Annotated in this window: 13 protein-coding genes; 12 read left to right on the top strand and 1 reads right to left on the bottom strand. The window is 52.3% G+C overall.

All coding sequences use genetic code 11. From position 1 onward, the window contains the following. The first annotated feature begins 127 nt into the window (after positions 1-127). The 3 genes from E5Z01_RS10135 (at position 128) to E5Z01_RS10125 (ending at position 3,347) form a co-directional block, all read left to right on the top strand. Entirely contained in the window at positions 128-802 is a 675-nt protein-coding gene (locus E5Z01_RS10135) for a DUF4258 domain-containing protein (protein WP_135229249.1), read from the top strand. 278 nt (positions 803-1,080) lie between these two features. Further along, positions 1,081-2,514, top strand: a complete 1,434-nt coding sequence (locus E5Z01_RS10130) for an O-antigen ligase family protein (RefSeq protein WP_135229248.1) — start codon at positions 1,081-1,083, stop codon at positions 2,512-2,514. A 218-nt stretch (positions 2,515-2,732) separates the two neighbouring features. Further along, a complete protein-coding gene (locus E5Z01_RS10125) occupies positions 2,733-3,347 on the top strand; it encodes a hypothetical protein (RefSeq protein WP_135229247.1) in 615 nt (204 codons plus the stop codon). Here the strand turns inward: E5Z01_RS10125 and E5Z01_RS10120 are convergent. Then, positions 3,304-4,050: an SDR family oxidoreductase gene (locus tag E5Z01_RS10120; protein WP_135229246.1), complete on the bottom strand. Its 747-nt coding sequence runs from the start codon at positions 4,048-4,050 to the stop codon at positions 3,304-3,306. The genes E5Z01_RS10125 and E5Z01_RS10120 overlap by 44 nt on opposite strands. 328 nt (positions 4,051-4,378) lie before the next feature. Between E5Z01_RS10120 and E5Z01_RS10115 the strand changes: the two genes are divergently transcribed. The 9 genes from E5Z01_RS10115 to E5Z01_RS10075 all read left to right on the top strand — a co-directional run bounded on the left by E5Z01_RS10115 (position 4,379) and on the right by E5Z01_RS10075 (position 13,980). Next, positions 4,379-6,022 (top strand): polysaccharide biosynthesis tyrosine autokinase, encoded by a 1,644-nt coding sequence (locus E5Z01_RS10115; RefSeq protein WP_135229245.1) that lies wholly within the window; start codon positions 4,379-4,381, stop codon positions 6,020-6,022. After that, entirely contained in the window at positions 6,019-7,044 is a 1,026-nt protein-coding gene (gene rfbB / locus E5Z01_RS10110; protein WP_135229244.1) for a dTDP-glucose 4,6-dehydratase, read from the top strand. The genes E5Z01_RS10115 and rfbB overlap by 4 nt, the downstream gene beginning before the upstream one ends. A gap of 11 nt (positions 7,045-7,055) precedes the next feature. Then, positions 7,056-7,970, top strand: a complete 915-nt coding sequence (gene rfbA, locus E5Z01_RS10105; RefSeq protein ID WP_420810839.1) for a glucose-1-phosphate thymidylyltransferase RfbA — start codon at positions 7,056-7,058, stop codon at positions 7,968-7,970. Continuing rightward, positions 7,963-8,511: a dTDP-4-dehydrorhamnose 3,5-epimerase family protein gene (locus E5Z01_RS10100; protein ID WP_135229243.1), complete on the top strand. Its 549-nt coding sequence runs from the start codon at positions 7,963-7,965 to the stop codon at positions 8,509-8,511. The genes rfbA and E5Z01_RS10100 overlap by 8 nt, the downstream gene beginning before the upstream one ends. A gap of 133 nt (positions 8,512-8,644) precedes the next feature. Then, positions 8,645-9,736, top strand: coding sequence for an MATE family efflux transporter (locus tag E5Z01_RS10095; RefSeq protein WP_135229242.1), 1,092 nt, complete (start codon positions 8,645-8,647; stop codon positions 9,734-9,736). A 15-nt stretch (positions 9,737-9,751) separates the two neighbouring features. Beyond that, complete coding sequence (locus E5Z01_RS10090; protein WP_240738288.1) at positions 9,752-10,708, top strand: glycosyltransferase family 2 protein; 957 nt, start codon at positions 9,752-9,754, stop codon at positions 10,706-10,708. Positions 10,709-10,731: 23 nt separating this feature from the next. Further along, the gene (locus E5Z01_RS10085) at positions 10,732-11,868 is read left to right on the top strand and encodes an O-antigen ligase family protein (protein ID WP_135229240.1); all 1,137 of its coding nucleotides are present in this window, start codon (positions 10,732-10,734) and stop codon (positions 11,866-11,868) included. Then, positions 11,855-12,928 (top strand): glycosyltransferase family 4 protein, encoded by a 1,074-nt coding sequence (locus E5Z01_RS10080; protein ID WP_167757860.1) that lies wholly within the window; start codon positions 11,855-11,857, stop codon positions 12,926-12,928. Before E5Z01_RS10085 ends, E5Z01_RS10080 begins: the two co-directional genes overlap by 14 nt. Beyond that, positions 12,925-13,980 carry a glycosyltransferase family 4 protein gene (locus E5Z01_RS10075; RefSeq protein WP_135229238.1) on the top strand — a complete coding sequence of 352 codons (1,056 nt, stop codon included), beginning with the start codon at positions 12,925-12,927 and terminating at the stop codon, positions 13,978-13,980. The genes E5Z01_RS10080 and E5Z01_RS10075 overlap by 4 nt, the downstream gene beginning before the upstream one ends. Positions 13,981-13,982: the final 2 nt, after the last annotated feature.

The raw sequence follows: 13,982 nt of genomic DNA, 5'->3' as shown, positions 1-13,982 counted from the left end.
CTGCCTCCCCACGAACACCATAAAGTGTGTTTGAGGGGCGTTTTGTTTTCAGGGAAGGCACGCCAGACCTCACCGCCAACCCGGAGCAACGCAGCAGGCAGCAGCAGTTCTCCGGGAGGTGAGGTTCATGACCAGACACACCGTGAAACCAGGCCAGGGAACGTCCCCACGGGCCACCAGGCCCCAGCCGGCCAAACCCCAGCAGGAAGGGCAAAGCAAAGGCGTGCAGGCCGGAAATAACCTGCTGGCTCTGCGCGCCCAGTTGTCCCGCGCTGAGAAAGCCGCCCGGCGCACGCCCACCCCTCCACCTGCCCGTGCCCAAACCAGCACCCCCCTGAAACCACAGCGGGAAGTGGAACTGAATGGCATCGCCACCGACGATTTCAGCCTGAAACGCGCCCACACCAGACTCCGCGACGCTGTTTACGACAGCCGATACCACATCTGCCCGCACGCCATCCAGCATGCCCGCGCCGAAGGCTTTCTGGAACACGACATCCTGCACGTACTGCTGGCCGGTCGTGTCCGCGCCGTCTACCCCGAAGACCACCGCTGGCTGGTGTGCGGGTACTTTGAGGCGCACGGCGTGAAACTCCCCCTTCACGCGGTGGTGCAGCACTACCGCGACGGCCACGTGGACATCGTGACGGCGTTCGTCCCCAAGCATCCTCACCACATCATCAGCCGTGCCCGCCTGGCCGTGATGTTGCGCTACGACGATGAACAGGTCAAAACCCGCACCGCCCAGACCGGCAATAAAGTCGGTTACCGCAGCAAAGGGAAGTGGAAGAAAAGTGCGTGAAGCTTTTCTGTACTGAACGGCAGTGCATTCGCCGCCTGGCGGCATTCAGTTGAGCGTTGGTGTCCTCCTGGCCAGTTCAGCCCGATCCACGCCCCCCCCCGGTGGTCTGGCGGGGCGCCCATAGCGAATCCCGCTATAGTCCACGGGTGACAGCCGCCTCGACCCCAGATGTTCCGGACTCCGTCCCGCCCAGGTGGATTCCGGTTTGGCTGGCTTTCCTGGCCCCCCTTTACGTTTTGTCTACTCTGGCGCTGCTCGGGCTGCCAGGCCTCAAAAAATTGCCCTCCCTTACTCTCTGGATTCTAGGCTTCTATGCCCTCAGTCAACAGCTGCCAGCCCTGTTTGCCCCCGAGCCGCTGCTGGCCAGCGTGCTGGCCCTGGGACGCACCTTACTGATCCTGGGCCTGATCGGGACAGGGGCGCTGCTCGGTTCGGCCGCAAGGACGCGCCCGCTGGCCTGGGGCTTGGCGGCGGTGTTCTTAACAGCCATCGCCACGAACCTGTTCAACCAGGTGGACTTCTTCGTTTACCGCCTGAATCACCCGTATATGACTTCCGTGACGCTGGGCCTGGCGGGGGCCGTGGCGGTGTGGCTGGCCCTGTTCAGTGCGGGCCGCTGGTACTGGCGCGTTCCTCTGGGCATTCTGGCGCTGGTCGTGCTGCTACTGTCGGGGAGTCGAGGGCCCCTGCTGGCCGCGCTGGTCGGTGTCCTGTCCGGCTTGGTTCTGCTGCGCCGCAAGCGTTACTTTCTGCTGGTCACGGTGGGCGTAGTGGCGGTGGCCGGCGGGGTGATGGTCGGGTCGCGTGACACTGTGCAGGCGCTTGGCCGGCTGGTGCAGGTGGACGTAAGTGGCCGGGAAGTGGTGTGGCGCAATACCCGGACAGTCATTCATGAGTTCCCCTTGAACGGGGTCGGCAGTTACCGCCTGGGCAATTACCTGAGCGAACCGGAGCAATGTTTGCTGTTCGACGTGAACACCACCCGGCAGCAGCAGTCCACCTGTCCCGGCTGGCTCAGTACCCTGGGACAACCGTGGCTGATCGCGCACAACGCGATCTTGCAGCAGCTCGCCGAGACCGGGCCGGCGGGTCTGGCGGGTCTCCTGCTGCTGCTAGGCAGCGTGGTGACCGCTTCGTTCGTGCGGGCGCGCCCGGAGCCGCTGGCGGCAGCCGTGGTCATGGGTCTGCTGGTCAGTAGCATCACGGACAACACCCTGCTGGTTCCCAGTCCCTTTTCGGCCGAGCTGTTCTGGCTGGTGGCCGGAACGCAGCTGGTGAACATGAAGACCGAAAGACTTCAGGGCGCCCTGGCCCTGGGAACGCTTTTGCCGGCCCTGCTGCTCTCTGTGCCGGTGCTGCTGCTGGGCTGGCCTGGCGTCGGTGGCAAGCAAGGGCCGGGCCAGCAGGTACAGATCCAGACCCTGCTGGCCATGCAGCGTGTCTCGTCCATCAAGGATTACCCCGTCTTCGTCCAGTTCAGGTTGCCGCCAGGACAATACATGGCGGCCCTGAATACCTGCACCCCCACTTGCCGTCCCCTGCGCACCAGCGTGTTTGGGGTGACCTCTGACCAGTCGCCCATGATCCAGTGGGAGATTCCCAGTCTGGCGGCGGTACCTTCTCAACGCCTTGAGCTGCTGGTGTATGCCCAGCCGTCCAGGGGGCTGCAACCTCTGGCGGTCTACCACTGGGAGGTCAAACGACGACCATGAAGGTGTTCGGGACTCTTGCATTGTCAGTATTGGTGGCGGCAACCTCCGCTGCACTGTTGGCCTGGCTCAGTGTCTGGCCTGTGCAACCGGCGGGGCTGGCGGTCGCCTCTGTGCAGGCCGGCGCCGCCCCATGTACTGCGCCGCCGCAGTTCACCACCGGTTTTCAGCGGGATCCGAATGGGGTGCTGCCAGATGCAGAGGGCTTCGCTTTTAAAGGGGTGTCCTGGATCGAAACCCGGCTGTGCCAGGCGGGCCGCCTCACTCTGGAGGTGCAGGGCCGGGAGGCGGGAGATGAAAAGCCGCGCCTGCACGTGTTTCTCAACAGCCGCGAGATCGCGCGGATTGATGCTGCCGTGCAGCGGCAGACGCTGGAGCTCGCTCTGCCTGAGGCGGGGCTGCTGCGGCTGGCCTACCTGAACGATTACTACCGTTCGGAAGTTCGGTCGGCTGTTCTGGAGGAGATCAGGCTGGTGGGTGCACCCTGCACCGGCGTGAAAGCCGTGCAGTTGCCCCCCAATACCGGGGAGAGATGGGCCGCGGCGACCGTCTTCACGTCACATGCAACGCTGACTGTTCAGCCATGCTCGGCGGGGCAACTTCAATTTAAAGCCGTCGGGCGCAGTGGCGCAGGCCGCTTTCCTGTCCTGACCATCGAACAGGGAGGGCGCTTGATCAAAACCTTGCACGCGGGCGCCATGCGGCAACTGGTTCGGGTGCCGGTGGGGGAGCAACCCCTCAGCATCACCCTCACTAATCCGTACTTCAAGGAACTGGCGGATCGTAACCTGTTTATTCGTCGCTGGCGGTTTCAGCCGGTTGCCACGTCCCCCTGAGGGCCTGCCAGCGCTCAGTATTCAGTGAAACGTCAGCCGGCAACACCACCTTGACGTCCGCCCTGCTGCCCTGACGCACGGCTGGATTGCGTCTGCGTGCCAGCTCATACACGCTTTTGCGCTCGGTGACGATATGCAGCAGCTCGTGCGGAATCTGGTCGGCGTGAAGAACTGCCTCGGCGATGAGTGGGGCAATCACATCAACATAGTCCTGTCCGGTAAACACGTCCGCAAACGCCACCGGATACTGAAATTCACGGGGACGGAAACTGGTGCGGACAATCAGGTGCTGTCTGGCCAGGCGCGCGGCTTCCTCGGCCACCAGTTTCGTTAGGGCGTAAAAATTGACCACCGGGCCGGGAGTATCCGTTTCGCGGTAGTTGCCCTGTTCGCCGCTGAAGACGTAATCGGTCGAGATATGGAGCAGTTTTGCCCCAATCATGTTAGCCGCCAGCGCCACGTGGCGGGTTCCGGCGACGTTAATTTGCCAGCAGCGCTCGCGTTCCTGTTCTGCCTGGCCAACATTGGTATAGGCGGCGGCATGAACAATGAGCTGCGGCCGGGCCTGCTGGATCAACTCGAGCGTTCGGTCGGCACTGGTCACATCCAGTTCTGAACGGCCAGGCGCCTGAATGCCCGGAATCAGGCGCTGGAGTTCCTGGCCCAGGCGACCTGTACCGCCGGTCAAAAGAATTTTATGCATGGTGACTCCTTGTTGGGGTTCCCAGTCGGTAGCGTTGGGGCTCAGACCAGAGGTCTCGTACGGCTATAGGACTTTTTAATAATATGAGTTTTGAATTAAGAATATATGGGTATCTTTTGTGAGAAGGGTTCAAAAGACGATACATTCTATTTTATACGCCCCAAACTGATTCCGAATCATAGTTTGCACAGATCGAAGAAACGCACTGGCCTCTTATACTCATGGAGTTTTCATAGATAGGTGGCTCCAATGAGGATTGTCGTCGTCTCTCTAGGGGGCGGCATATACTGAAACTGCAGAGCTGAACGGGCCGAGCGATGAGGCGGACATGACCAATGAAATTCGGGAACAGCAGGAAGTTGACCTTAATGTGCTCTGGCGAGGTCTCAAACGGCGTTGGCAATTCATTCTCGGCTCGGCACTGCTGCTTATGCTGATCTCTTATGCCTGGTCGGCACGGCAACCGGCGGTGTATCAGGCCAGCAGCAATCTGATTGCCGCCAACGTTCAGAGTCAACCCCAGGACGCTGTGTTCGGTAATGCCAGTGTCAAAGCCCCGCCCTTGCCGGAAGGGGCGCTGGCCCAGGCGCTTCAGAGCACCCCCGTGATTCAGGACGTCATCCAGAATGTGCGCCAGACCCCTGATATTCCCCAGGAGGAAAAGGCCCGCCTGATCAGCGCGCTGACCGGCGAGTTGAGTGCTCAGCGGCTCAGAACCCTCAGCCTGACCGCGCGACTCGACAATTACGGGAACGGCATCTATACCGTGCGCGCCAGCGCCAGAACACCTGCCGCGGCCCGCACCCTGGCCAACGTCAGCGCCAAGGCCCTGTTGAACTGGGATGTCAACCGTGCGCTGCAACAGATCAAAAGAGCACAGACTGGTTTTCGTGCCCAGCTTCAGCAGATCGATACCCAGCTGGACGCCACCACCAACCGGGTAGAACGCGAAACCCTGATTGCCAGAAGGGCCACTCTCGAGGGCAACCTGGCGCAGGTCAATATCCTGGAAGTGTCGGCTAACGGCGTCCTCAGCCCGCTGTCCGACGCGGTCACGCCAGGCCGGGCAGTGGCCCCCAAACCCCTTAGAAACGCTGTGCTGGCGGGGGTGTTGGGGCTGCTGCTGGCCATAAGCATCAGTGCCCTTCTGACGGTCACGGACCGGACCATCCGGCTTGAAGACGACCTGTTGCCGCTGGGCCTTCCTACCCTGGGGGTCTTGCCGCGCCTGCGCCAGCGCAGCACCCTGATGTTAGGCATTGTGCGCGCGGCCCGGCAAAGTGGTTCTTACGAGGCGTTGGGGTTCTTGCGGGTCAATCTGATGACCCTGCTGAAAGATAAGAACCGCCCTATCGTCATGGTGACCAGTACCGCTCCAGGCGAAGGAAAGACCAGCACCACAGCCACGCTGGCTGATGGGTTCGCCTCCAACGGCCAGCGGGTGCTGATCGTGGACGCCGATTTGCGTCGCGGGACTCAGGAAAACGTCTGGCGCAAATTCAACGATCAGGGCCAGTGGCAGCAGCTGGTGGGGCAAGGCGGTGCCCGAACCACCCCCGAAGCCTTGACCAGCCCAGAGAATGTGCAGGTGCTGGAAGTGGCGCCCAACATCTCTCTCCTGCCCGCCGGCCGAGGCGTTCAGGACAGCCTGGGCGTCCTGAACAGGGCTGACATCGGCCACGCCCTGACTCTGTGGCGGCAACAGTTCGACATCGTACTGATCGATAGTGCTCCTTTGCTGGCCCTGGTGGACGGTCTGGTTCTTGGGAAGCATGCCGACGGTGTCCTGCTGGTCGTGGAGCACGGTCAGACCAAAATGACGGCCATCCGCAGCGCTCTGCGGCGTGCCGAGCATGCCGGCGTCAACCTGCTGGGCTTCATTATCAATAAATCCAATGCCGACGACAGTGCTTACAGCTACGGCTACGGGTACAGCTACGAACCCAATTCAACGGAGACCCAGAAAACATGAACCTTCTCGTAACAGGCGGATGCGGCTTCATCGGCAGTAATTTTGTGCGCTACTGGTTGGGCCAACACCCCCAGGATCAGGTGGTCGTTTACGACAAACTGACTTATGCGGGGCGCCGTGAGAATCTCCACGACCTCTGGAACGACCCACGTCTGGAGTTGGTCGTGGGTGATATAGGTGACCTGGCGCTTGTGCGCCAGACCTGCCAGACGAAAAACATAGATCTGATCGTCAATTTTGCCGCCGAGACCCATGTCGATCAGAGCATTCTTGGGCCGTTGGTGTTCACCGAGACCAATGTGCGTGGTACCCACGTGCTGCTTGAGGTGGTTCGTGAACTGGGCATTCGCCTTCATCACATCAGTACCGATGAGGTCTATGGCCATATCCGTGACGGGCATCAGAGTGTCGAGACAGACGAACTGGCTCCCCGCAGTCCCTACGCCGCCAGCAAAGCGGCGGCCGACCAGCTTGTCCAGGCCTACTTCATCACCTACGGACTGCCGGTCACCATCACCCGCGGCGCCAACAACGTCGGCCCCTATCAGTACCCCGAAAAGGCCGTTCCGCTGTTCAGCACCAACGCCCTGCTGGGTGAGCCTTTGCCCGTCTACGGAGATGGCCAGCAGATGCGCGACTACGCGCACGTGTATGACCACTGCACTGGCATAGAAACCGTTTTGCTGAGGGGCGAAGCGGGCCAGGTGTACAACGTCGGTACAGGCCGTGAAATGACCAACCTGGAAATGGTCGACATTGTCCTGACCACCCTGGGCAAAGACTACGCGCTGGTGAAACACGTGGCCGATCGCCCGGGGCATGACCGCCGCTATTCTATGAACGTGGAGAAGCTGCGCCGCCTGGCCTGGGAGCCCCGCTACGATCCAAAGGAAGCCGTGGCCGAAGCGACGAAGTGGTATGCCCAGAACGAGTGGTGGTGGTCGCCCATTCGCAGTGGTGAATTTCGTGAATATTACGACCGGCAGTACGCCCAGCGGCTGGCCGAGGGCGGCGCACAATGACGATAAAACAGATGCCGGCACAGATACCGGAACATGGGATGGTCAGCCGAAAGGGCATCATCCTGGCCGGTGGAAGCGGCACGCGCCTCTACCCGGCTACCCTGGCGGTCAGTAAACAACTGCTGCCCATCTACGACAAGCCGATGATCTACTACCCCCTGACCACCCTGATGCTGGGGGGGATGCGTGACATCCTGATCATCTCCACCCCCGAGGACACGCCGCGCTTCGAGCAACTGCTCGGAGACGGCCGGCAGTGGGGCCTCAACCTTCAGTACGCGGTGCAGCCCAAACCCGAGGGCCTGGCACAGGCCTTTCTGATCGGAGAGGACTTTGTGAAGGGCCAGCCTAGTGCGCTGATTCTGGGAGACAACATTTTTTACGGCAACGACCTATCGGATCTGATGCACCACGCCAATACCAGAACCACCGGCGCAACAGTGTTCGCCTATCAGGTGGGCGACCCGGAGCGTTATGGTGTCGTGGACTTCGATGACACAGGGAAAGCGCTTTCTATTGAAGAGAAACCGCAGAAACCCAAATCTGATTTCGCGGTCACAGGTCTGTACTTCTATGATGAACAGGTCGTGGATATCGTGAAGGGGATCAAGCCCTCGGCGCGGGGTGAACTGGAGATCACGGATGTGAACAGCGTGTATCTGAATCGCCAACAACTCGACGTGCAACTGATGCGGCGCGGTTTCGCATGGCTGGACACCGGCACCCATGAAAGCATGCTGGAAGCCAGCCTATTCATTCAGACCATCGAGCACCGCCAGGGCCTCAAGGTCGCTTCGCCCGAAGAGATCGCCTGGCGCAGTGGCTGGATCAGCACCGATGCCCTGCTGGCCCAGGCCGAGAAACTGGCCAAGAACAGGTACGGTCAGTATCTGAGGAGAATAAGCCTGGAGAAACAGTATGCCTGACCACACCATAAAACTTGCCGCGCCTTACGCCGAGGCCCTGACGTTTGAGTCTTATCCTGCCGCACCGCAAATTGAAGGGGTCTGGACGCATCCGCTGCGAAAGAACAGAAGCGAGAACGGCGCCTTCATGGAATATCTGCGCCTGAACGACCAGGGGGTTCAGCAACTGCCCGGTGCACTTGTTCCTCGCCAGATCAGCGTTTCATGGGCCGCGCCCAACCGCATGAATGCCTTTCATATTCATGTCAAGGAAGAGCAGAACGAGATCTGGTGTGTGCTGCAAGGGCAACTGATGATCTGGTTGGTGGACTGCCGCGCCGACAGCCTCACACTGGGCACCAGACGCAAGCTCGTGCTCAGTGGCGAGCAGCCCACGCTGGTGCATATTCCCAGTGGCGTGGCCCACGGGTATCAGGCAGGTGATCAGGGAGCCACGCTGCTGTATACCATGGACGCCCAGTTCAATCTGGAAGACCCGAACGAAGGCCGGCTAAGTTGGGACATATTTGGTGTGGGTTTGTGGCATGAAGATAAGGGCTAGGTAAGGATGGCTTATAGAAATCATGCTATTTAGGAATATTATATTTTCTGGTTTAAGAACCATTGTACCCTTTCTGAGTCTTTCTTTGTTAAGTCATAGTCTTTCAAGAGATTTTTTGGGTTCCTATGCTGCTATGTTGTCTTTCGCTGCTTGGATCTTTCTCATTGTTGAGTTTGGAACAAACATTTCTGCCCCTCGTTTAGCTAATGAAGGCAGCCTAAATAATATATCAGCACTAGTTTTTTCTGTTAAATTTTTGACTTCGATTATCGTGATGATATTTGGTTTAGTCTTTGCTTTATTTTCGAGTTTTCCTGCTGATACTATTTTTTATGGAATTATTCTTGGTATTGCGCAAGGTTTTATTCCAACTTGGTTTTATATATATAAAGATAGGCTCCATATTATAATTATGGCCGACTTTGTCGTACAGATCTCTATATTATTAATTAGCTTTTTTATATCTATAGAAGTGATCGACATTAAATTTCTCATTCCGCTTTACGTAGTATTATTTTCTTTATACAGTTTAATCGCAAATTATACGGTATTTCTAGAAAATGGATTTAAACGATCCGATTTTATTATGAGTGAAGTTTTCCGTTTTTCGTATGATAGCCGGGGACTAATTTTAAATCGAATTGTAATTAGCTTATATACCGCCCTAAACAGCTTTATAGTTTATGTGCTTCTTGGAGCATCGGCGGCAGCCGTTTTTTCAAACAGTGAAAAATTATGTAAAGCTATTAATGTTGTAAACGATACTGGAGTTAAATCTTACTACGGTAAACTAATAAAAATATCTGAATGGGAAAAGAAAAAGTATTTAGTTACCCGACTTGGATTTATATTGTTATTTCTTAATCTGCTATATGTGATTATTCTACGTGTATTTGGTAGTCCTATTGTAGACTTACTCTTTGGCCAACAATACGATGAAGTAAAAAGAGTAATAACAGTATACTCACTTGTTATGATCCCTATTTCTATAATGTATGCATTGGGGTCTTTTTGGTTAAATTCTATAGGTAGAGAAGATGTCATAACAGTCTCAATCCTTGTTTCAGTTGCTATTGGTATACCATTTATCCTATTTTTTGGAATGAGATTTGGTGTGATTGGTTATGCATTAGGTGTGGTAATGCTTGAGTCTCTTAATCTGCTGATAATGTCAATACAAACCGTAAGAAGTGGACTGTGGCCCTTTAAATTTTCTATAAGATAGGGAGGTATCGTGCATATGTACAAAGTTGGTATTGTAATACTGAATTGGAACAGTTTTGATGATAGTGAGAGTTTGATGTTGTCGCTTATAGGGCAGCCAATTACTATTTACCTGGCCGATAATGGCTCTATAGATACATCTCTATTATTATTGAAGGAAAAATTTAAACACTATGATAATGTTTCATTTATTGAAAATGGCAGTAATCTCGGCTTTGCCGCAGGGTGTAATCGTGCTTTGAAGGCTGCTTATGATGATGGCTGCGAAGTTATGATACTTATGAATAACGATTGCCGAATATATAGCATTGATTTTACTTATATACAAAAGCGGCTCTCGGAAGATAAAACTATTGGTATAATGGGGGGCAAGATTCTGAACTGGCCTGATACAAATAAAATTTGGAGCGTTGGAGGAAGTGTCGACTCTCTTGGAAATATCAAATACTTTGGTTATGGTAAGGTTGATACTGGTCAATATGATCTGGAGAATGAGCGATCTTTCATATCTGGGGCCTTTATGTGTATACCTAGAAGATCTATTGAGCGAATTGGATACCTATCTGAAGCCTATTTTTTCGGAAAAGAAGATTGGGAATACTGTTTAAGGCTGCGACAGAGTGGAGCGAAGCTTATTTATGACCCAAGACTGATTTTATATCATGATGCACATGGTTCACATCATCCAAATCGCACGGATTATTTGTACCTTGGTATGCTCTCAAAGATTATTTTTGTTAAAAGAAATAATAGTTTTATTGTTAGCTCTTTATGGCTGCTTGCATTTGGAGTATATTCTTTAATTATATCTTCAGGAGGTTTTGGATATTTATTTAGCAAAATTTTAAAGCGCAATGTTGATCAAAAAATTGTTAGAAGAGCTTACTTTCCCGCAATTATAGATTCTTTCAAAACAAATCATACTGATGAATCGACCCTAAAAAACTTTAGGGAGAAATATGAGATTTGCTAGTGCTTAAATCACCCTATTTCTACATGGGTATTTTGCCTGCATCATTGATATTGAATCCAATTCTTAGTATAGGATTTTTGCGTTTTTCTGATATACTATTATTAATTTGCTATTTTAGCTCATTTTTTCTCAACAGAGATTTAAAAATTAAATTATCTTCGATAATTCTTTTTATTTTAGCTATTTTGTGGTTTATATCTTCTTGCATGAATTATTTTTTATTTTCCGAGTTCGGTCTAGACATTTCAAAAAATCTGCGAATTCTTTCTACCTTATTGTGGGCTCCTGCTATAGTAAACCTAGCCTATGGTAAGAAATATGATTTAGATGGCGTATTTGTATTTACATCATCTATTTTGGCTTTATCGTCAATTCTTATATTTTTTACCGTTCCCAACCTACATAGAATTGCGGGGCCTTTTTCTTATGCCGGAGGCGATGGTTTAGGAACTCAAGCTAGCTACAATGAGTGGGGAGCCCTTCTTTGCCTAGCGGCCGCATTATGTCTTAATCGTCTTATGGACAGGCTTTCTCTGTATTACTCTTTTTGCTTATTAATATGTCTATTTGGTTTAGTTTTGACCCAGTCAAGGAGTAGTTTACTGGCGTTTGTTATTATGAGCGTTTTACTTATGTTCGACAGAATAGTTAAAAATTTAAGAGCTAAACAATTTTCTTTTTGGTCGACTACTCCTATATTTTATGCGCTCCCTGTTGCCTTTCTTTATTCGTATGTTTCGGAAAAGATTAAACTGGATAGAATCAGTGATTCTTTCATGACCGATACTAACTCTAACGATTCTATTCTCACCCGTTTCGTATATTGGAAAGATAGCTATGATCTTTGGGCTGAGAATTTTAACACTTTGTTTTTTGGGAGCGGCACACTGCGATTTCACGCTCTCGTAGGTTTGACATCAGATAACTATTTTCTAGATTTATTGTCTATATTTGGTCTAATTTCTCTCTTTCTTTTTATAATTTACGTATGTCTTCTAATTTATAATTCTGAAAGAGGTAGTGTAAAATTTATCTTTTTAACAGGCATGCTATCTATTAGCTTAACAGGAAGCACCCTCGCAGATCCCATTATAGGCGCTTTGTACTATATAGTGTTAATCGGTCATTCGGAAGGAGATGGAAATAATGGAAAAAATTAATAGAAAACTGATAATTATTGTATCAACTGATCTACCTTCTGGCGTTTGGACTTATGCTAATAACCTTGCTCTTCTGATGAAGCCTATATTTTCTGAAGTGATGATTTTGAAACCTAGTTCAAAATTTGAAATACCCCAAGGTCAAATTCCTATGGATTTTCGTGGAATAAATTTTTTGTTTAACTGGGTGAGGCTTATAATTAATAGACACGAATTTAGTAATTCAATTGTACATTTAAATGGCAGATTGACTATAATTTCTTTCGCCCCTCTGATATTAATGTATCCGAGAAGATTCGTATATACTTTCCATCAATATATTGGTATTTCAGATAGAAAAATGGAAAAAATTAAAAATAAGCTTGAATTAGCATTAGCATTGCGGGTCGGATTGCGTATTGCAGTGAGTAAAACTTTGGCACATCATCTCTTGAGGGACTATAGGATTCAATCTGTTCCAATTGCTAATTGGCTCAATGAAGAATCACTTAATGTTAATGATTATTGTGAAATCTCTAATAAAGAAATTGATTTTTTATATATTGGTAGGTACGCAAACGAAAAGAATCCATCTATCGTCATCGAAGCCGCGAATTTAATTCTCCGTCGATACTCGGATGTAAAATTTCATCTATATGGTTACGGAGAACTATATGAAGAGTTATGTTATGCGTCGAAAGGTAATCCTAATATTGCGGTAAATCATGTTACTCATGAAGCGACGGAGCTAATGAGTAAGTCAAGGTTCTTCATCCTACCCTCGCTTACTGAAAGCTTTGGCTTTTCTGCCGTTGAGGCTATTGCTAGCGGCTGTATTCTTTTAGCTTCGAATATTCAGCAATTAGATGAAGTGCTAGACGGGTTCATAGTGTTTAGATTTGCTCCAGATGTGCTTTCTCTGGTTGGTGCGATTGAAGATATACTACAAATAGACGAGGAAGAACTAAAAAAAATAATAGAGAATAATTTATTTAGGGTTAAAGAACGTTTCGGTTCGGGCTTAGCACTTGAGCAATACTCAAAAATGTATGCTGCATTGGTATCGGAAAGAATAGAATGAAAATTCTTGCTCTTTCCCCCTATCCACTTGCTGGCCCCAGCTCCCGCTACCGCATCTTTCAATTTGTTGAACCGTTGCGTCAGCGCGGGATTCATCTTGATGTTCGTTCCTTTTTGACCTCGCAAGCGTTTCAGCTGCGTACTCTGGGGCGTCCTAATCATCCTCTTGTCCTGGCGCGGGTGGCCGTGGCAAGTCTTGACCGCCTCCTGCAAGCCCGTTCTGTCAAGACCAAATACGATGCTATTTTCATTTCCAGGCAAACGGCCCCTTTTGCTCAGCGATTTTTCGATGCCGGCTTTATTCGCTCGGGCGTGCCTATTGTCTTTGACATGGATGACGCCGTATTTACCGGGTATCCCATTGACCACCTTCTACGGGCCAGCGCGGCGGTCACCGTCGGCAACGCCTATCTGGCAGACTACGTGCGGAAGGTGGCCCCGGGCGTCCCTGTGTATGTCATTCCCACCGTGGTGGACACGGCACATTACGCCGTGCGGCCTCCCCCACAGCCTGGTGAACGGCCTGTGGTGGGCTGGATTGGTACGGCTTCGACCTTCAGGCGGTATCTGCTGCCCTTTTTGCCGGGCCTGCTCCAGGTCTGCCAGCAGTTCGGGGCAGAATTTCGCGTGATTGCCAGTCCAGATGTTCAGGCCGAGGTGGAAGCCGCTGGCGCCACCTTTGTGCGCTGGTCACTTTCGAGTGAAGTCGAGGAGTTGCAGCGGTTTAATGTGGGGGTAATGCCCCTCCTCGATGATGCCTATGTGCGCGGTAAATGTGCGTTCAAGTTAATTGAATATGGTGCGGTGGGGATTCCGGGCCTGGGTTCGGACATCGGCGCCAACCGCGAAGTGATTGAAGACGGCCTGAACGGCTTTCTGGGGCGTGACGCCTCGGAACTCGAAGAGCGTCTGCGCCAGGTGCTCGACCTCCCCGATCTGGGCCGGGGTCTAGGCCTGAGGGGTAGGCAAAGGGTCGAGGAGCGCTTCAGCCTGCATTCGCAGGTGGCGACCCTGGCCGCGGTCTTTCAGGCGGTACGGCAAGGAAGAGGCTAACC

The sequence above is a fragment of the Deinococcus fonticola genome (assembly GCF_004634215.1).
Lineage (GTDB): Bacteria > Deinococcota > Deinococci > Deinococcales > Deinococcaceae > Deinococcus > Deinococcus fonticola.
This window is presented reverse-complemented; position numbering and strand designations above follow the sequence as displayed.

What these genes read in the sequence shown, in the direction of transcription:
- E5Z01_RS10135 (WP_135229249.1), top strand. Translation starts at nt 128, where the DNA reads ATGACCAGACACACCGTGAAACCAGGCCAGGGAACGTCCCCACGGGCC.
- E5Z01_RS10120 (WP_135229246.1), bottom strand. Translation starts at nt 4,050, where the DNA reads ATGCATAAAATTCTTTTGACCGGCGGTACAGGTCGCCTGGGCCAGGAA.
- E5Z01_RS10115 (WP_135229245.1), top strand. Translation starts at nt 4,379, where the DNA reads ATGACCAATGAAATTCGGGAACAGCAGGAAGTTGACCTTAATGTGCTC.
- rfbB (WP_135229244.1), top strand. Translation starts at nt 6,019, where the DNA reads ATGAACCTTCTCGTAACAGGCGGATGCGGCTTCATCGGCAGTAATTTT.
- rfbA (WP_420810839.1), top strand. Translation starts at nt 7,056, where the DNA reads ATGCCGGCACAGATACCGGAACATGGGATGGTCAGCCGAAAGGGCATC.
- E5Z01_RS10100 (WP_135229243.1), top strand. Translation starts at nt 7,963, where the DNA reads ATGCCTGACCACACCATAAAACTTGCCGCGCCTTACGCCGAGGCCCTG.
- E5Z01_RS10095 (WP_135229242.1), top strand. Translation starts at nt 8,645, where the DNA reads ATGTTGTCTTTCGCTGCTTGGATCTTTCTCATTGTTGAGTTTGGAACA.
- E5Z01_RS10090 (WP_240738288.1), top strand. Translation starts at nt 9,752, where the DNA reads ATGTACAAAGTTGGTATTGTAATACTGAATTGGAACAGTTTTGATGAT.
- E5Z01_RS10085 (WP_135229240.1), top strand. Translation starts at nt 10,732, where the DNA reads ATGGGTATTTTGCCTGCATCATTGATATTGAATCCAATTCTTAGTATA.
- E5Z01_RS10080 (WP_167757860.1), top strand. Translation starts at nt 11,855, where the DNA reads ATGGAAAAAATTAATAGAAAACTGATAATTATTGTATCAACTGATCTA.
- E5Z01_RS10075 (WP_135229238.1), top strand. Translation starts at nt 12,925, where the DNA reads ATGAAAATTCTTGCTCTTTCCCCCTATCCACTTGCTGGCCCCAGCTCC.